Origin of the sequence: Microbacterium sp. NPDC058269 (genome assembly GCF_042881445.1) — a bacterium.
GTDB lineage: Bacteria > Actinomycetota > Actinomycetes > Actinomycetales > Microbacteriaceae > Microbacterium.
Genome location: NZ_JBHVXT010000001.1, coordinates 1,151,115 through 1,167,849 on the forward strand (window position 1 = coordinate 1,151,115; position 16,735 = coordinate 1,167,849).

Annotated in this window: 17 protein-coding genes; 7 read left to right on the top strand and 10 right to left on the bottom strand. The window is 68.6% G+C overall.

Going from position 1 to position 16,735, the window contains the following annotated elements; translation table 11 throughout:
- Positions 1 to 9: 9 nt before the first annotated feature.
- The 3 genes from ACFVWL_RS05715 to ACFVWL_RS05725 form a co-directional block, all read right to left on the bottom strand.
- Positions 10 to 975 (bottom strand): alpha-ketoacid dehydrogenase subunit beta, encoded by a 966-nt coding sequence (locus tag ACFVWL_RS05715; protein WP_387180934.1) that lies wholly within the window; start codon positions 973 to 975, stop codon positions 10 to 12.
- Positions 976 to 986: 11 nt separating this feature from the next.
- Positions 987 to 2,129 carry a thiamine pyrophosphate-dependent dehydrogenase E1 component subunit alpha gene (locus ACFVWL_RS05720; protein WP_387179648.1) on the bottom strand — a complete coding sequence of 381 codons (1,143 nt, stop codon included), beginning with the start codon at positions 2,127 to 2,129 and terminating at the stop codon, positions 987 to 989.
- A gap of 115 nt (positions 2,130 to 2,244) precedes the next feature.
- Entirely contained in the window at positions 2,245 to 3,312 is a 1,068-nt protein-coding gene (locus ACFVWL_RS05725) for a histidinol-phosphate transaminase (protein ID WP_387179651.1), read from the bottom strand.
- An 86-nt stretch (positions 3,313 to 3,398) separates the two neighbouring features.
- On the opposite strand from ACFVWL_RS05725, the gene ACFVWL_RS05730 reads away from it, so the two are divergent.
- The 3 genes from ACFVWL_RS05730 to ACFVWL_RS05740 are packed head-to-tail and all read left to right on the top strand — an operon-like array spanning position 3,399 to position 4,425.
- A complete protein-coding gene (locus ACFVWL_RS05730; RefSeq protein WP_055866625.1) occupies positions 3,399 to 3,605 on the top strand; it encodes a ribbon-helix-helix protein, CopG family in 207 nt (68 codons plus the stop codon).
- 3 nt (positions 3,606 to 3,608) lie between these two features.
- Positions 3,609 to 3,989: a type II toxin-antitoxin system death-on-curing family toxin gene (locus ACFVWL_RS05735; RefSeq protein WP_387179654.1), complete on the top strand. Its 381-nt coding sequence runs from the start codon at positions 3,609 to 3,611 to the stop codon at positions 3,987 to 3,989.
- A gap of 34 nt (positions 3,990 to 4,023) precedes the next feature.
- Positions 4,024 to 4,425, top strand: a complete 402-nt coding sequence (locus ACFVWL_RS05740) for a phage holin family protein (protein WP_387179657.1) — start codon at positions 4,024 to 4,026, stop codon at positions 4,423 to 4,425.
- A 12-nt stretch (positions 4,426 to 4,437) separates the two neighbouring features.
- Here ACFVWL_RS05740 and ACFVWL_RS05745 read toward each other — a convergent pair whose 3' ends face one another.
- The gene (locus ACFVWL_RS05745; protein ID WP_387179660.1) at positions 4,438 to 5,766 is read right to left on the bottom strand and encodes a hypothetical protein; all 1,329 of its coding nucleotides are present in this window, start codon (positions 5,764 to 5,766) and stop codon (positions 4,438 to 4,440) included.
- 10 nt (positions 5,767 to 5,776) lie between these two features.
- On the bottom strand, positions 5,777 to 6,055 hold the full coding sequence (locus ACFVWL_RS05750) for a hypothetical protein (RefSeq protein ID WP_387179662.1): 279 nt from the start codon (positions 6,053 to 6,055) through the stop codon (positions 5,777 to 5,779).
- A gap of 187 nt (positions 6,056 to 6,242) precedes the next feature.
- On the opposite strand from ACFVWL_RS05750, the gene ACFVWL_RS05755 reads away from it, so the two are divergent.
- Genes ACFVWL_RS05755 through ACFVWL_RS05765 form a run of 3 tightly spaced genes read left to right on the top strand, consistent with a single transcriptional unit; the run spans position 6,243 to position 8,521 of the window.
- Entirely contained in the window at positions 6,243 to 6,692 is a 450-nt protein-coding gene (locus ACFVWL_RS05755; RefSeq protein ID WP_387180937.1) for a low molecular weight protein-tyrosine-phosphatase, read from the top strand.
- A 23-nt stretch (positions 6,693 to 6,715) separates the two neighbouring features.
- Positions 6,716 to 8,098 carry an adenylosuccinate lyase gene (purB, locus tag ACFVWL_RS05760; protein WP_387180940.1) on the top strand — a complete coding sequence of 461 codons (1,383 nt, stop codon included), beginning with the start codon at positions 6,716 to 6,718 and terminating at the stop codon, positions 8,096 to 8,098.
- A 6-nt stretch (positions 8,099 to 8,104) separates the two neighbouring features.
- Positions 8,105 to 8,521, top strand: coding sequence for a DivIVA domain-containing protein (locus tag ACFVWL_RS05765; protein WP_387179665.1), 417 nt, complete (start codon positions 8,105 to 8,107; stop codon positions 8,519 to 8,521).
- Positions 8,522 to 8,676: 155 nt separating this feature from the next.
- Here the strand turns inward: ACFVWL_RS05765 and ACFVWL_RS05770 are convergent, their stop codons facing one another.
- The 4 genes from ACFVWL_RS05770 to ACFVWL_RS05785 form a co-directional block, all read right to left on the bottom strand.
- Positions 8,677 to 10,110, bottom strand: coding sequence for an MFS transporter (locus ACFVWL_RS05770; protein ID WP_387179667.1), 1,434 nt, complete (start codon positions 10,108 to 10,110; stop codon positions 8,677 to 8,679).
- Between the two features lie 88 nt (positions 10,111 to 10,198).
- Entirely contained in the window at positions 10,199 to 13,402 is a 3,204-nt protein-coding gene (locus tag ACFVWL_RS05775) for a glycoside hydrolase N-terminal domain-containing protein (RefSeq protein ID WP_387179668.1), read from the bottom strand.
- 230 nt (positions 13,403 to 13,632) lie between these two features.
- Complete coding sequence (locus tag ACFVWL_RS05780; protein WP_387179671.1) at positions 13,633 to 13,989, bottom strand: hypothetical protein; 357 nt, start codon at positions 13,987 to 13,989, stop codon at positions 13,633 to 13,635.
- The gene (locus ACFVWL_RS05785) at positions 13,986 to 14,636 is read right to left on the bottom strand and encodes an acyl-CoA synthetase (protein ID WP_387179674.1); all 651 of its coding nucleotides are present in this window, start codon (positions 14,634 to 14,636) and stop codon (positions 13,986 to 13,988) included. The genes ACFVWL_RS05780 and ACFVWL_RS05785 overlap by 4 nt, the downstream gene beginning before the upstream one ends.
- A gap of 304 nt (positions 14,637 to 14,940) precedes the next feature.
- Between ACFVWL_RS05785 and ACFVWL_RS05790 the strand changes: the two genes are divergently transcribed.
- Complete coding sequence (locus ACFVWL_RS05790) at positions 14,941 to 15,864, top strand: hypothetical protein (RefSeq protein ID WP_387179676.1); 924 nt, start codon at positions 14,941 to 14,943, stop codon at positions 15,862 to 15,864.
- On the opposite strand, the gene ACFVWL_RS05795 is transcribed toward ACFVWL_RS05790, so the two are convergent.
- Complete coding sequence (locus tag ACFVWL_RS05795; protein ID WP_387179679.1) at positions 15,852 to 16,691, bottom strand: sulfurtransferase; 840 nt, start codon at positions 16,689 to 16,691, stop codon at positions 15,852 to 15,854. The two genes, ACFVWL_RS05790 and ACFVWL_RS05795, sit on opposite strands and share 13 nt — an antisense overlap.
- Between the last annotated feature and the right edge of the window lie 44 nt (positions 16,692 to 16,735).

Sequence of the window (16,735 nt, forward strand, 5' to 3'; positions counted from 1 at the left end):
GCGGATATGTCAGTATGCCAGCGAGCGGTCGACGGCCTCGAGGATGCGATCGGCATCCGGGAGGTACGCGCCTTCGAGCTTCGCCGGCGGGAACGGGGTGTCGTAGCCGGAGACGCGCAGCACCGGAGCCTCGAGCGCGTAGAACGCCCGCTCCATGACGGTCGCGGCGATCTCACCGCCGATGCTTCCGAAACCCTGCGCCTCCTGCGCGTAGACCATGCGTCCGGTCTTTCGCACCGAGTCGAGGATCGGCTCGTAGTCCACAGGGGAGAGCGAGCGCACGTCGACGACCTCGCAACTCGTGCCCTCGGCTTCGGCGAGCGCCGCGGCCTGCAGGAGCGTGGTGACCATCGCGCCGTGTCCGACGAGCGTCACGTCGCTGCCGGAGCGCACGACTCGTGAGGAGTGCAGCGGAACGGCGGACGCGTCGAGCTCGACCTCGCCCTTCTGCCAGTAACGGCTCTTCGGCTCCATGAAGATCACGGGGTCGTTCGACGCGATCGCCTCCTGGATCATCCAGTACGCGTCGTTCGGTGTCGACGGCGAGACCACGCGCAGGCCGGGAGTGTGCGCGAAGTACGCCTCCGGGCTCTCCTGGTGGTGCTCGACCGCGCCGATGTGTCCGCCGTAGGGGATGCGGATGACGATCGGCATGCTGATCGCGCCCTCGTGCCGGTTGGTGAGCTTCGCCAGCTGCGTGGTGATCTGGTCGAACGCGGGGAACACGAAGCCGTCGAACTGGATCTCGATGACGGGACGGAACCCGACCATCGCCATGCCGATCGCGGTGCCGACGATCCCGGACTCGGCCAGCGGGGTGTCGAGCACCCGACGGTCGCCGAAGTCGCGCTGCAGGTGCTCCGTCACACGGAAGACGCCACCGAGCTTGCCGATGTCCTCGCCCATGAGCAGGACCTTCGGGTCGTTCTCCATCGCCTTGCGCATCCCCGCATTCAGCGCCTTGCTGAGCGGCATCGTCTCGAGAGTCACCGGGCTCCTCCTTCGAACGACGCGTCTTCGAAAGACGCCTCGTACTGCGCGCGCCAGGCTTTCTGCTCGTCGATCAACGGATGCGGCTCGCTGTAGACATGGTCGAACATCTTGTCGGCGCTGGGGGCGGTGAGCTCGACGGTGCGGGCGCGCAGATCCTCCGCGGCATCCGCGGCCTCGGCCTCGACGTCGTCGAAGAGCTGCGCCGATGCTCCGCGGCCCTCGAGGAAGGCGCGCATCCGGACGATCGGGTCGCGACCGGCCCAGTACTGCTCCTCGTCGCTGCCGCGGTACTTCGTCGGGTCGTCGCTCGTGGTGTGCGCGCCGAGCCGGTAGGTGACCGCCTCGATCGCCTGCGGTCCGTTGCCGGCGCGGGCCTCGTCGAGAGCTGTGCGGGAGACCGCATAGCTGGCGAGCACGTCGTTGCCGTCGACCCGGACACTCGGGATGCCGTAGCCGGCGCTGCGCTGCACCAGCGGAACACGCGACTGCGTGGACACGGGCACCGAGATCGCCCAGTGGTTGTTCTGGAGGAAGAAGACCGTCGGCGCCTGGTAGCTCGCAGCGAAGACCATCGCCTCGTGCACGTCGCCCTGGCTGGAAGCACCGTCGCCGTAGTAGGTGATGACGGCCTCGTCGCGGTCGAGGTCGCCCGTACCGGTGCGGCCGTCGAAGACGAGACCCATGCCATAGCCCGCGGCGTGCAGCACCTGCGATCCGAGCACGAGCGTGTACAGCCGCGTGTTGCCGTTCTTGGGGTCGGTGGGGTCCCACCCGCCGTGCGAGACACCGCGCATCAGTTTGATGATGTCGACCGGGTCGACGCCGCGGATGCGGGTCACCGCGTGCTCGCGGTAGGAGGGGAAGATCGTGTCCTGGGCCCGGGCCGCACGACCGGAGCCGACCTGCGCCGCCTCCTGCCCCCGGCTCGGCGGCCACAGCGCGAGCTGTCCCTGCCTCTGCAGGTTCGTCGCCTGGGTGTCGATCGCGCGGATGACGACCATGTCCCGGTAGAACTGCTCGAGTTCGGCGTCGCCGATCGCTTCGATCAGGGGAAGGTACCGTTCTGCGGCGGCGGACGGGGCGTACCGTCCGGTCTCGTCCAGAACGCTCACAAGGGGTGTCTCGGAGGTGGTCACGCTCTCACGCTACCCGCGCCCGCATGCTTGGTCACGCATACCTAGGACGCCCTTGTAACTGCCCGGAACTCGGAGAAAACCGCGGAAAACCGCCTCGACCCGGTGGCTCGGCGACTCAGCGGACGGAAGCTGCGACCTCGAGCACGCGTGCGATGGAGTCTTCCTCGCCCACCGAGATGCGGATGCCGTCCCCCGAGAACGGACGGACGATGAGGTCGTTCTCGACGAAGGCCGCAGCCACCTCGTCGGTGCGCTCCCCTGCGGGCAGCCAGACGAAGTTCGACTGGGAGTCGGGGACGTCCCAGCCCTGCGCACGAAGGCCCTCCACGAGGCGACCGCGTCGCTCGACGATGACGGCGACCCGTTCCAGGAGCTCGGATTCGGCGTCGAGGCTCGCGATCGCGGCGTTCTCGGCGGCGGAGGTGACCGAGAGCGGGATGCCGGTGGTGCGTGCGGCGTCGAGCACCTTCACATGTCCGATCGCATAGCCGACACGGAGGCCGGCAAGACCGTAGGCCTTCGAGAAGGTGCGCAGCACCACCACATTCGGGTGCTGCTCGAACACGCGCTCGGCGAGACCGTCGACCGCGTCGGGCGCCGTGACGAACTCGGTGTACGCCTCGTCGAGGATGATCAGGACGTCATTCGGGACGCGCTCGACGAAGGCGGCGAACTCAGCGGACGTGATGATCGGGCCGGTCGGGTTGTTCGGTGTGCACAGGATGATCGCGCGGGTGCGCTCGGTCACGGCATCCGCCATCGCGTCGAGGTCGTGGCGGGAGTCGGCGGTGAGCGGCACCTGCACGCCGGTCGCCCCGGCGACGAGCGGCAGGCTCGGGTACGCCTCGAACGAGCGCCAGGCGTAGATGACCTCGTCGCCGACGGACGCGGTCGCGAGGATCAGCTGGTGCAGGATCGACACGCTGCCGGAAGCGACGTGCACCTGGTCGGGCTCGACCCCGTAGCGGGCGCCGAGACGTGCGCGCAGACGGCCGGCGGTGGCATCCGGGTAGCGGTTGATCGGCGTCGTGCCCTGCAGCGCTTCGAGCACCGACGGGAGCGGATCGAACGGGTTCTCGTTGCTCGACAGCTTGAACGCATCCGGCCCTGCCTGCTTGCCCTGGCGATACGGCGCGAGGGCGGCGATGGCTGGTCGGATGCGGGGCAGGATCGGCTCGGTCACGAGGTCGAGTCTACGAGGGAGCTCCGGGCGGCGACGGGCTCGGACGCGGCCTACCGAGGCGCGATGGGCGGTGGTACCATTCTGGTATGGCGATGACGGTGCGACTCCCGGAAGAACTCGATGCGCAGCTCGAGGCGATCGCGCGCGCCCGGCATACCTCGAAGCATGCGGTGATCATCGAGGCGGCGGCGCGGTTCGCGAACAGCGAGTCGAAAACAGACCGCGTGCTCTCGATCGCCGACGAGGTGACCGAACGCTACGCCGAGACCCTCAAGCGACTCGAAGACGCCTGAGCGATGGCGACGGAATACATCGAGCCGGAGCAGTCCCTCGCCCTGATAGCGAAACTCGGACTGCACGTCCGTGACGAGGGGTTGCTCTTCTCCGCGCTCGCTCGCCCCTCAGCGGGGATGTTCGGAGCCGATGCCTATCCGTCCTTCGCGGAGAAGGCCGCGGCGCTGATCAGTTCGGTCGCACAGAACCACGCGCTGTTCGACGGGAACAAGCGGATCTCCCTGTACCTCACGTTCATCTTCATCCGACTCAACGGATACGAGGTGACGTTCACGAACGACGAGGCATTCGACTTCGTTCTCGACGTCGCGCAGAGCCGTTTGGATCTGAACCAGATCGCACAGGTCATCACCGCACACATCGTGGAAGACACGGCAGGCTGACACCGTCGGGTGTCCGTGGGACACTGGTCGGACTATGCGCTTCATCATCCGCGTCGTCGTCAATGCCTTCGCCCTCTGGGTCGTCACGCTGATCCCTGCCCTGCAGGTCGTGATCACCGCCTTCCCGCCCGGCGAGACGCTGCAGCTGGTGCTGACCCTGCTCGCGGTGGCCGCGATCTTCGCCCTCGTGAACACGATCATCGGCACAGTCGTGAAGATCGTCGCCTTCCCGCTCTACATCATCACGTTCGGGCTGATCGGCTTCCTGATCAACGGCTTCCTGCTGTGGCTGACGGCCTGGATCACGAGCGGCTTCGGATGGGGCCTGACGGTCGGCGACTTCTGGTGGGGCGTGCTCGCCGCGCTCATCATCTCGGTGATCAACGGCATCTTCGGCTTCATCCTGCGCCCGCAGAGCAAGAGCCGCCGCGACTGAGCCCATCGGGGGTCACCCCGTCCGTTCGGCGTGGAACTCGATGCGCTCGACCTCGACGGCTTCACCGAGCTCTTCCCAGTACGCATCGACGGCTTCGGCGCGCGGATCGTGCGACGCATCCACCATCTCCGCCGTCTCGACGTAGGTCTCAAGACCGTGGGTCTGCAACTGCAGATCCTGGATTCCGTCGTGCGGATCCCCTTCGCGCGAGGCCGTGAAGCTGTCAGGTGTTCCCGTGCCCTCCGCCGACCCGCCTGCGGCGAGCGCGGACACGACGTCGTCAGTGTGACGGAGCTGGAGCAGGGTCTGATCGTCATCGAGGGTCGGCTCGGTGGGGCTTCCGGCGGTCATCAGGGTCGACACCTCGAACTCGCTCTCCATCGCGAGGCGGGCGGCGATCATCCCGCCCTGGGAGTGCGCGACGACATCGACCCGGTCACCCGACTCGACGCCCGCGGCCGCCAGGGCATCGAGGGTGGCCTGATACGACGCCGACGTGCCGCCCTGATAGAGCTCGACGTTCGACTCCATGTCCCACGGCTCCGACTTCCCCGCTCGCCACGGCAGGGATTCCCGGGTCCCGGCGACGTAGGCCACGTACCGGGTCGCCCCGCCGACCATCGTGTACTTCTCGACCGCGACCTGCGCGGTCGAGCCCGGCACGCGCCGGAAGGCCGCAGCGAGACCGGTCGGCGCATTCGGAGTCGACGTCTTCACCGGTGTCACCTTCACGGGATCCGCCACCCCCGACAGCACCGCGCTCGACACGACCGTCTTCGGCCGGACCTTCCCGAGGCCCGATGCGACGCCCACCATCGCCCCGGCCAGGAACAGGGGTGGGAGTGCTCCCGCCAGATCGTACTGCTCCCCCAGTCCCTCGAACCGCCGCTCCTTCCACCCGGCCACCAGCCACTCGGCCATGGTTCCGATCCGCTCGTCGTCGGCGACGAGCCTGTCGGCGCGCGCCTGCACGTCGTTCGCCGCCGCGACGTCGGTGAGAGCGAGTGCCTCCGCCTGCGCCCGCAGCTCGACCACCTCGAAGGCGTCGGCCATCACGAGCGTTCCCGCGCAGGCGTTCTCGATCTCGGCACCCAGCGCCCCGATCCGCTCGCCGCTGCGCCGCAGAGCACCGACATCGACGTGCCGCTCGGCGTCTGCGGAGGAGACGAGCACCAGGGCACGAGCGACCGCCTCCCGCGCGTCCTCGTACCGCGACACCACCGTCCGCAGGCGCGCGCCGAGATCGCGCAGCTGCTCGGTGTCGACGGCGATCGCTCCGCCGTGGTCGATGCTCAGCCCTCCGTCGTCGGCTGACGCTCCCCTGCCTGCGATCGCGTTCATTCCGGCACCCTCATGCCGCCCCACCCAGTTCCCATTCATGCACCTTGAGGTGTCCGATCTCCGCTCCGGTGTCGTCGCGCAGCCGCGCGAGCAGAGCGTGCAGCGCGCGGAATCCCTCGGATTGCCAGTCCGATCGGTCGGCGAGCGCGACCAGAGTCGATCCGGCATCTTCCAACGTGGTGACCGCCTCTCCGATCTCCTGGGCGGCGAGAAGTCGATCACCGGCCTGCGCGGAGTCGGCTTCGAGGATGTTGGCGAACGAGTACATGGCCCCAGCATCCGGGATCACGGGCATCTCGCCCGGCCCGATACCCGCAACCGGTGGAGAGATGGATGCCCGTTCGCGGTGTGCAGAGGATCGCGCGGAACGGCTCGCGCTGTGCAGGACGGCCGAGGGCGGGCAGAATGTATCTGTGACATCCCCGGATCCCTTCCGCGTGATCTTCGTCTGCACGGGGAACATCTGCCGCTCTCCCATGGCCGAGGTCGTCTTCCGCGACCTCGCCGAGAGGCAGGGACTCGGCCCGCGCATCGTCTCGCGCAGCGCCGGAACAGGCGACTGGCATCTCGGCGAACGCGCCGACCATCGCACGATCGACTCGCTGGCCCGGCGCGGCTACGACGGCTCGCAGCACCGGGCTCGCCAGTTCACCGCCGCGGCCTTCGCCGAAAACGATCTCGTCGTCGCCCTCGACCGCACCCACGAGCGCATCCTGCGGGAATGGGCGCACGACGAAGACGAAGAGGGCAAGGTCACCCTGCTGCTGGCCTTCGACCCGAACGCCTCGACCCACGACGTGCCCGACCCTTACTACGCGGGCACGGAGATGTTCGATTCCGTGCTCGGTATGATTGAGGCGGCGACTCGGGGCCTGTTCCGCCAGCTCGAACCCGCTCTGCGTCTCCCCCGCACGCCCCGCCTCTGAGGGGCCCGATCAGGAGGACTCCCCTGACTTTCCAGCCTTCGCTCCCGCCCCAGCCCCTGAGCCCTCTCGACGGCCGCTATCGCGGCGCCGTCACCGGTCTCGCCGACTTCCTGTCCGAGGCGGGCCTCAACCGGGCGCGCGTCGAGGTCGAGGTCGAGTGGCTGATCGCCCTCACCGATCGCTCGCTGTTCGAGACGACGCCGCTCTCGGATGCCGACAAGGAGCGCCTGCGCGCCCTCTACCGCGACTTCGGACAGGCCGAGATCGACTGGCTCGCCGAGAAGGAAGCCGTCACCCAGCACGATGTGAAGGCCATCGAGTACCTCGTGCGCGACCGCCTCTCGACGCTCGGGCTCGACGGCATCGCCGAGCTCACGCACTTCGCCGCCACGAGCGAAGACATCAACTCCGCCTCCTACGCCCTGACGGTGAAGCGCGCCGTGGAAGAGGTCTGGCTCCCGGCCCTCGACACCGTGATCGCCAAGCTGCGTGAACTCGCGGTCGAGCACGCCGACGCCGCGATGCTCTCGCGCACGCACGGCCAGCCCGCGACGCCCTCGACCATGGGCAAGGAGCTCGCGGTGTTCGCGTGGCGCCTCGAGCGTGTGCGCGGCCAGATCGCCGCCTCCGACTACCTGGCCAAGTTCTCCGGCGCGACCGGCACCTGGTCTGCACACCTGGCCGCAGACCCCGACGCCGACTGGCCGACCATCGCCCGCGAGTACATCGAGGGCCTGGGGCTCGGCTTCAACATCCTCACCACCCAGATCGAGTCGCACGACTGGCAGGTCGAGCTCTACGACCGCGTGCGTCACGCCGGCGGCATCCTGCACAACCTCGCCACCGACATCTGGACCTACATCTCCCTCGGCTACTTCGCGCAGATCCCGGTCGCCGGGGCCACCGGCTCGTCGACGATGCCGCACAAGATCAACCCGATCCGCTTCGAGAACGCCGAGGCCAACCTCGAGATCTCGGGCGCCCTGCTCGCATCCCTCGGCCAGACGCTGGTCACCAGCCGCCTGCAGCGCGACCTGACCGACTCCACCACGCAGCGCAACATCGGCGTGGCGTTCGGGCACTCGCTGCTCGCGCTCGACAACCTGCGCCGCGGCCTGAATGCGATCTCGCTCTCGCGTGACGTGCTGCTCGCCGACCTCGACGTGAACTGGGAAGTGCTGGCCGAGGCCATCCAGACCGTCATCCGTGCCGAGGTCGTCGCCGGACGCTCCACGATCACCGACCCGTACGCACTCCTCAAGGAGCTGACGCGCGGTCACCGGGTGGGCGCGGCGGACCTCGCCGAGTTCGTGCAGGGCCTCGAGATCGGCGACGCCGCCAAGAAGCGCCTGCTCGCGCTGACCCCGGCGACCTACACGGGCATCGCAGAGAAGCTCGCGCAGTAGCCGGGGATGAACAGTGCAGAACTCGCAGCGACGAAGATGCCGCTGCGTCGGACCGGCAGCCGTTTCGCCGTGGATGAGGTCGACGATGTCGTTGCGCAGTGCGTCGCGGCGCTCCAATCGTGGGAACGCGGGCAGCGACCCGCGCTGAACCCGGACGACATCGTGATCAGGCAGTTCCGGCGGGTGCAGTTCGCCGGAGAGGGATACGACGCCGACAGCGTCGACGATCTCCTCGACGAGATCGTCATCCAGCTGCGGTCGTACGACCCACCCCCGGAGGCGCCCGCTGAGGGCCCGCCCATGCCCCCGACGAAGGACGCGGTTCGCGCGCTCGTGACGTTCCGCGCGCTGACCGTGCTCGGCGTGATCGGCATTGTCGGCGGCATCGTCATCATCGCGATGAGGCTGCTCGGTAGCGCCTGATCACGATGAGAACTGAGCGCAGCTCGCCCCCAGAGCGTCGGTGTGATCGGCGAGTGCACCGGTAGTTGTCGAGTGAACGGGACATTCGCGCACGGATCCCGTGCACTCGGCGAGTTCCCGTGCACTCGACGCCGCTGAGAAGGCGAGCCCGCGGGCTAGGGCGCGGACTCTCCGGAGTGCTCCTCGACCCTGTCCTTCGGCATGAACGCGGCGGCGATCAGGGTGAGCACGGCGGTCACGGCGACCGCGACGAACACCCACACCGACGCGTGGATGATGGTGTCGGGATCGTCCGGACCGGCCCCCTGCGCGATCACGGCGTTGGAGATCGCTCCGAACACGGCGACACCGACGGCGCTTCCCGCTGAGCGGGCGAACGCGTTCATTCCCGTCACCGCTCCGCGCTCGCCCCAGCCGACGGAGGCCTGCGCGGCGATCAGGGTCGGCGCCGCGCTCCATCCGAGTCCGAACCCGAGCACGAACGCGATCCCCGCGACCACGAACGGATTCGGCCACGACGCCACGGACGCCAGAGTGATCGCGGCGACCGTCGTGATGCTCATGCCGATCAGCGTGGTGCGGCGGAAGCCGATGCGCAGGTACAGGCGTCCCGCGTTCGCGGCGGCGAGCGGCCAGCCGAGGGTCAGGGCCGCGACGGCGAGGCCGGAGAGCAGCGGGGCGATGCCGGTGGACCCCTCGAGATAGGCCGGAGCGAAGCTGGTGACGCCGAGCATCAGCGCGCCGATGCCGAGCGACACGATCGTGGTCGTGAGGATGAGCCGACGGGCCGCGAGACGCAGGTCGACGATCGGCTCTGCCACGCGGCGCTCGACGAACCCGAAGGCCACCAGAGCGACGACCCCGACCCCGAAGCAGAGCACGCTCTGTGCCGACAGCCACGCCCAGGCGTTCCCGCCCTCGAGCATGCCGAGGATGAGCGCGGTCAGCCCGATGGTGAGCAGCACCGCTCCCCCGTAGTCGATGCTGTGCTTCTGGGTCTGCTTCTGCTCCTTGTAGTTGCGCAGCAGCATCCATCCGGCGATCAGACAGAGCGGGATGTTGATCCAGAAGATCCACCGCCAGGCGTCGAGCTGCGCGAAGATGCCGCCGAGCGCCGGGCCGACAACCGATGAGATCGCCCAGACGCTCGCGACGTAACCCTGCACCTTGGCGCGTTCTGCGACGGTGTAGATGTCGCCGACGATCGTCATCGACATCGGTGCGACGGCACCGGCACCGATCCCCTGGACGATGCGGAACACGATCAGCGCCGGCATGCTCCACGCGAATCCGCAGAGGATGGAGCCGAGCAGGAACAGGGCGATGCCGAGGAGGATGATCGGCTTGCGTCCGACCGTGTCCGCGAAGCGGGAGTAGATGGGGACGCTCACCGCCTGCGCCAGGAGGTACACCGAGAACAGCCACGGGAACTGCTGGTAGCTGCCGAGGTCGCGGACGATGCTGGGCACCGCGGTCGCGAGGATCGTGGCGTCGATCGCGATGAGACCGGTGGCGAGCATCAGCGCGCCGAGGATGGGCCCTCGCTCCGACCGGAGTCCGATGGAGGCGCGGTCGACGGAGGCAGTCACTACAGGGACAAGCCGATCCGCCGCAGCGGTATTCCGGATCTGCGGATGGCGGCACCGACGTCGCGTTTCGACGTCGGTGCCGCCGGGCTCAGTGCGCCGGGCCGAGGTCGCGCATCGGCTTGCCGTTCTTCGGGTTTCCGGGCTTCACCTTGCGGCGCTCTCCGTTCACGACCACGATCACGTTGCTCATGTTCGGCGCGCGGTCGGCGACGACGTCGTAGGACACGACCTTCCCGTCGCGCCAGGTGCAGTCGATGCGATAGCCGCCCCGTGCGCGGAGCCCGGCGAACGATCCGCTCACCGCCCAGTCCGCGGGCACGGCGGGCAGCAGCCGGATGACCTCGCCGTGGCTCTGCACGAGCATCTCCGCGATCGCGCCGACGATGCCGTAGTTGCCGTCGAGCTGGAACGGCGGATGGTTCGCCCACAGGTTCTGCAGGATGTTGTACGTGAGCAGCCCGCGCACCATGATCCCGGCCCGCTCCGCATCGCCCAGGCGCGCGAACAGACCCGCACGCCACGGCCAGGTCCATGAACGGCGGCTGTCGCCCGAGACCGTCGCGGCGGTCAACGGCACCCCCTCCTTCTCGCCGCATCGTGCCTTGAGCGAGACCAGTGCCGCCGCGGAGAGCTCCGGTGTGTCCGGAGTGATCTGCCGCCCGGGGTATACGGCGAACAGGTGCGAGGTGTGGCGGTGGATGTCGTTCGGGTCGTCGCGGTCGGTCTGCCACTCCTGCAGCTGCCCCCAGCTGCCGATCTTGTTCGGAGCCAGCCGCGCCTGCATGTCGGCGACGGTCTTCCGGTATTTCTTGTCGGCGCCGAGGGCCGTCGCGCACTCGAGGTAGTTCTGGAACAGGTCCCAGATGATCTGCTGATCGTGCATGACGCCGTCTTCGCGAGGGCCGTGCTCCGGAGACCAGCCCATCGGTGCGACCAGCGTGCCGTCGGGGAGCTCCTTGAGCTGGTCCTCCCAGAACTGGCAGATCTCCTTGATCAGCGGGTAGGCGAGGTCACGCAGGTACTTCTTGTCCTGCGTGAACGCCCAGTGCTCGTAGAGGTGCTGGGCGTACCAGGCGCTGGCGATCGTGTTCCACTCCCACGCGTTGCCGCCGAAGATGCTCTGCGAGGTGCGGGCGGTCCACCCGCGCACGTCAGCGCCGAACGCGTTCCGCGTGGCGACCCTGCTGGGCACGGCTACCTCGCGGATGAAGGCCGCAAGGGCCTCGTGCGACTCCGGGAGGTCGGCGGTCTCCGCTCCCCAGTAGTTCATCTGCACGTTGATGTTCGTGTGGTAGTCGCTCGCCCATGCCGGCTGGTTGCTGTTGTTCCACAGCCCCTGCAGGTTGGCCGGGAGCCCTCCGGGCTTCGACGAGCTGAGGAGCAGGTAGCGGCCGTAGGCGTAGAGCGTCTGCTCGAGGGTCGGATCGGTCTCGCCCTTCCCGTAGCGGAGCAGCCGACGGTCGGTGGGCATCGCCAGCACCGCACCGTCGGTCCCGCCCCATTCGACCTTCGCCCGCTGCATGAGCTCAGTGACCTGAGCGGTGTGAGCGGAGCGGAGGCTCTTCCACGATCGGGAGGCCGCCGCGTTCAGCGCCTTCTCGATGGCCGGCTGCGGTGCGGCACCACGCCACCCGTGCGCGGCGCTCAGCCGGTAGTCGGTGCGGGCGTCGAGCAGCAGCGTGATGACGGAGGCCCCCGAGACGCGCAGTCCGCCGTCGGCGGCGACCACCTGTCCGTCGGTCTCCGCGATACGGACGACGGCCGCGTGCGTGAGGTCGTTGGCCATCGTGCCGGAGAAGCTCAGCCGCCGCCCGCCCGCATCTGCCGTGGTCGCGACGCCGTCCTGCTTCGAGGCCAGGGCGACGAGTGCCGTGAGCGCGCCTGCCCGGTCGGCGGTGAATCGCACCGCGATCACATCGGCATCACGACTCGCAAAGGCCTCGCGCAGCACCGTTCCCTGCGCGGTCGCGAAGTGGGTGCTGTGGGTGCCATCGGCGATGTCGAGCGCACGCCGGTAGTCGACGACGGCCTTGGCCCCTGCCGTGCTGAAACCGCCGCCGGTGATGGCGATGCCTCCGAGACGGATCGCGCCGGGCGCGGAGAAGGAGATGCGGTACATCGCGAAGGCGGTGGTGTTCGCGAAGGAGAACGCCCGTCCGGTGCCGCGCTCGGGGAACGTCTCGCCGGCGCGGGTGTCGAGCGTCTTCCAGTCGAGCCCGTCATCCGAGCCGGAGACGGTCCAGTCACGCGGATCCTGCTCCGGTGCATCCGGAGCACTGGTGAGCACGTAGCCGTTCAGCGCGAGCTTCGCGCCGAGTTCGACCTGCCACACCGCGCCGGGCCCCGTGGCCGGAACCGACCAGACCGTCGTGGGATCGGCGTCGATGCTGCCCACGAGGGAGTCGGCGTGCCCGCTGGGCGATGACACATAGACGGCGCTCCCCTGCGCCAGGTCGACCCCACCGAGCGCGATCTCGCCCACCTGGAAGTGGCTGACTCCCCCCTTCGGCGCGAAGACGAACCGGTAGTGCGCGTAGGCCGTGGCGTTGGCGAAGGTGAAGCTGCGCGTCTGGAGCCGCTGCGGAAACGGCGTCTCGGCTCGGGCGTCGAGGGCGACCCAGGTCGTTCCGTCGGCAGACCCCTCGAACCGCCAGTCCTGGGGGTCGCGAGCGGGGACGTCGTTCGCACTCGTGAGCGCATAGGACGCGACGGCGATCGGCTCTGCGAGGTCGGCCTGCCAGATCACCTCGGCGGGCGGTGCGATCAGGCACCACTTCGTCGCGGGGTTCCCGTCGAACGTCTTCTCGACGCTCTCGCCCCCCGACACCTCGTATGGACCCCCGGGAGAGCTGACGGTGGTGCGCGCACCGAAGGCGACGGTCACCTCACCGAAGTCGCGGAACGACCCGAAGCCGGTGACGCTGGTGTCGTACGCACCGTCCGGCTGACCCGCGAGCGCATTGTCGTAGTCGTTGACCCCACCCCACAGGCTCTGCTCGCTGAACTGGATCACCTCGGCGTCCGGATTGCCGAACAGCTTCGCGCCGAGCCGGGCGTTGCCGATGGGGAGCGCCTGGGTCTCCCAGTTCGTCGCCGGCGTCGCGTACCAGAGGGCGTACGGCGAGAGCTGCGGGCGGGGGATCGCACCGGCAGGGATCGCGCGCAGGGCGGCGTGCGCGGAGAACGTGCTCGCGGCGGCGGGGCGAGCGGCCAGGAATTGAGGGACGAGCGGGGCGAGAAGGGCGAGTCCGCCCACCTGCAGCGCCTGTCGACGGGAAATGGGGTCCATCATCACAGCAAACCTCCGGAGCATCGTTGATCATCTGGGGCCGTGCGGCCTCGCAGCCGATCGTGGATGCGGGGCGCGTCAGGAGCCAGTGTGTGACACGAGACATCGGATGTCTAGAGACGATTGTCTAAACGGCACGCCGAAAGTACTGGAGAAGCGAGCGATCGAAGCGCTCTTTAATCGGATGTTCTCGCGACGGTCGACGCGGAATGCGCGACCGAGCAGTCACCGGATCACGAAGATGCGGAACGGCCGGGTGCCTCGGAATCGGGATTCTCCGCTTCCGGCTCCGGGTCGTACAGCACCGGACGATCGATCGTCTTGGTGACATCGGCGGGATCGACGGCGAGGATCAGCATCGCGAGGATCAGCAGCGTCACGATGAACGCCCCACCGCCGACGACGAGGCCGAGCGCGAACGGGGTCAGGCCCTCGTACGTGCCATCGGCGATCGACGCGTTCACCCGCGCGGTGAAGGCTCCGGTGGAGACCAGCGTGACGACCATGGCGAAGACGCCGCAGCCGAGCGCGATGAGCAGCAGGTGCAGGGGCCGCAGAATGTCCCGGCGGGTGGGCTTCTCGTCGCTCATCGCTCTCCTCCGTGCTCCGCAGGAGCGGCGCTGTCGTTCGAATCGGATGCCGCGGCAACGTCGTCGGCCTGCTTCGGCGTGAGGCCGGCGATCCCCAGGAAGACCGCGACGATCGCCGCGTAGCCACCCAGCATGCCGACACCGAGGATGATGCCGGAGAGCACGAACGTGCCCGCCTTGTCGATCGTGTACTCCTGCAGGAATCCGGCGGGGATCAGCAGCAGCGCGACACCGAGCAGCACCCCGAGCGCGCCGACGGTGATCGCGTCGCGCGACAGCATGCCGCCGGTGCGTCGGGAACGGATCCCAGCGAGCAGCTCGATGCCGCCGGTGATGATCGCCCACGACGAGACGACGATGAAGAACAGGTCATCGGAACGCCATGCGGGGATGCCGCTCACCATGCCGGCGACGATGCCCACGGCCGCGAGCAGCACGTACGACCAGCGTGAACCGGCGGGGAGCACCAGCCAGGCGGCGAGCACCTGCACGAGAGCGGTGATGAGGACGAATCCGCTGAAGACGGACAGACCGACGGGTGCGGAGTGATCAGACGAGAAGGTGATCATCAGCGCAGCGACTGCGGCGAACAGAGCGCGCAGCAATTGCACGTGGCGCATGGTGAATGCGCGAGCAGGGGCAGACATGACGGTCCAGAGTCCTCCGGGGTGTTGCTCCCAGTCTACGCGGGGCTGCGCAGCCGCAACGCCGGGAGCCCGCGGAGGGAGGATTCGTGAAGCCCGGCTGATCTCCCCAGATCGATTGCCGGGCTTCACGACATACGCAGCAAGGGGGGCATCACTGCGTCAGGCCGGTGATCGCAGGGTCGGGCACCCTGCCTGCGAAGACGGCCAAGTGACCCCACATGCCCACCCGGTCCCCTGAGGTACGCGCGTGCGGTCGTATGCTCACTCTAAGGCGCTGATCTTCACATACCGGAGGGGATCTGTGATGACTTTCGAAGATGACGCGCGCAGAGCCGAATCCGATGACTTCGCGAACGCGCTGCGCGACGCGATAAACGCGAAGCCGGTGACGCTGTCCTGGCTGCAGAGGCAGCTCAAGGCACGGGGGAACCGCGTGTCGATGGCGACGCTCAGCTACTGGCGATCCGGTGCGCGGCGACCGGAAGGCGTGCAGTCGCTGGCCGCGCTCTCCGACATCGAGGAGCTTCTCGGGCTCGACGGGGGCGCCCTGAGCAGGCTGCTCCGCTCGACGAACCGCACGGGTCCGCTCGGGCCGAACCAGTTCCCCATCGATGAGGAAGAACTCGAGTTGGCGGTGATCGATGCCTTCCGCGCCCTCGGGGCGTCGTACCCCGACACCTCCCGCGAGCTCACGACCCATTCGGTGACCGATGTCGGCGCCGACGGCAACGTCGCCTACAGCATCACACGCAGCATCGTGCAGTCCACGGTGGGCACGATCACGGCCATCCCCTTCCTGGAGATCACCCCCGGTGTCCGCACGCCCGCTCCTCTCCTGAAGGCCGTGGCCGGAGGTCGGATCGCCGCACGATACTCGCACCCGGACGGCGAGGTGCACGGCGTGCTGTTCGAGCTCGATGTTCCCCTGACAGCGCCGGAGACCGCGATGGTCGAGTGGTCGGTGGAGTATCCGCCCGGCTACCCGGAGACGCGCGACACCGGCCACGCCCTGGCACAGAAGGCCAGGGAGCTGCTGGTGTGGACGCGCTTCCATCCGGATGCGATCCCGGACTGGTGCGAGGAGCACGTCGAGACCCCGGAAGGCGTGATCATGACGCCGTTGCCGCCGCCGCGGGGAACCTCGGTGCATCTGGTGCGCAGAGCCTTCGGTCCCGGTGCCCTCGGACTGCACTGGGGATACGGCCCTCGCGAGGATCAGCCGGGCTGATCACCCGTCGCGACCGGGCGGCCGGGGGTGTTCGACCACTGACTCCACGATCCGGGGAAGACCTTCGCCTCGATGCCGACCTCGTGCAGGACCAGTGCGGTGTGCGCGGCCGTCACGCCGGACCCGCAGTACGCCGCGACCGCCGTACCCGGTGTCACCCCGACCTCGGCGAAGCTCGCCAGGATCGTCTCGCGGTCGAGGATGCGCCCCTCCGCGTCGAAGTGCACGGGTTCGGGAAGGTTGCGCGCACCGGGGATGTGCCCGCCCACCGGATCGAACGGCTCGGAGTCACCGCGGTACCGATCGGCCGCACGCGCGTCGATCAGCACGCCCGATGCGGGGAAGGCTGCGGCCTCATCGATCGAGAGCGCATCGCCGCCGATCGGGTCGAGCACGACGTCGCCCGGCTCCGGACTCACATCGTCGGTCGCGACATCGAACCCTGCGGCCTTCCAGCCCTGGATGCCACCGTCGAGCACGCGCACGTCGACGCCGCCCTGACGCAGCAGCCACCACGCGCGAGCCGCTGAGATGCCCCTGAAGTCGTCGTAGGCGACGACGGTGTCCCCCGCGCGCACGCCCCACCGACGGGCCGCGTCCTGGAGGGTGGCCGTGGACGGCAGCGGGTGTCGTCCCTCCGAGGGCTCGCCGTGGGTGGAGAGCTCGGTGTCCAGTGCGGCGAACACGGCGCCGGGGATGTGTCCGGTGAGGTAGTCGTCATGCCCGGCTTCCGGACGGTCGAGTCGCCACCTCACGTCGATCACACGCACCGGCGCACCCCGGGTCAGCAGGTCGTTCAGTTCGACGGCACTCACGAAGTCGCTCATGCTGCGAGGCTACCGAGTCGGCGGTGGTGTCCGGCGCGTCATCG

Bases quoted from the DNA above. Each gene is read 5' to 3' on its own strand.
- ACFVWL_RS05735 (WP_387179654.1), top strand. From the start codon at position 3,609: ATGGCGACGGAATACATCGAGCCGGAGCAGTCCCTCGCCCTGATAGCG.
- ACFVWL_RS05740 (WP_387179657.1), top strand. From the start codon at position 4,024: ATGCGCTTCATCATCCGCGTCGTCGTCAATGCCTTCGCCCTCTGGGTC.
- ACFVWL_RS05785 (WP_387179674.1), bottom strand. From the start codon at position 14,636: ATGTCTGCCCCTGCTCGCGCATTCACCATGCGCCACGTGCAATTGCTG.
- ACFVWL_RS05730 (WP_055866625.1), top strand. From the start codon at position 3,399: ATGGCGATGACGGTGCGACTCCCGGAAGAACTCGATGCGCAGCTCGAG.
- ACFVWL_RS05745 (WP_387179660.1), bottom strand. From the start codon at position 5,766: ATGAACGCGATCGCAGGCAGGGGAGCGTCAGCCGACGACGGAGGGCTG.
- ACFVWL_RS05755 (WP_387180937.1), top strand. From the start codon at position 6,243: ATGGCCGAGGTCGTCTTCCGCGACCTCGCCGAGAGGCAGGGACTCGGC.
- ACFVWL_RS05765 (WP_387179665.1), top strand. From the start codon at position 8,105: ATGAACAGTGCAGAACTCGCAGCGACGAAGATGCCGCTGCGTCGGACC.
- ACFVWL_RS05715 (WP_387180934.1), bottom strand. From the start codon at position 975: ATGCCGCTCAGCAAGGCGCTGAATGCGGGGATGCGCAAGGCGATGGAG.
- ACFVWL_RS05795 (WP_387179679.1), bottom strand. From the start codon at position 16,691: ATGAGCGACTTCGTGAGTGCCGTCGAACTGAACGACCTGCTGACCCGG.
- ACFVWL_RS05780 (WP_387179671.1), bottom strand. From the start codon at position 13,989: ATGAGCGACGAGAAGCCCACCCGCCGGGACATTCTGCGGCCCCTGCAC.
- ACFVWL_RS05790 (WP_387179676.1), top strand. From the start codon at position 14,941: ATGACTTTCGAAGATGACGCGCGCAGAGCCGAATCCGATGACTTCGCG.
- ACFVWL_RS05775 (WP_387179668.1), bottom strand. From the start codon at position 13,402: ATGATGGACCCCATTTCCCGTCGACAGGCGCTGCAGGTGGGCGGACTC.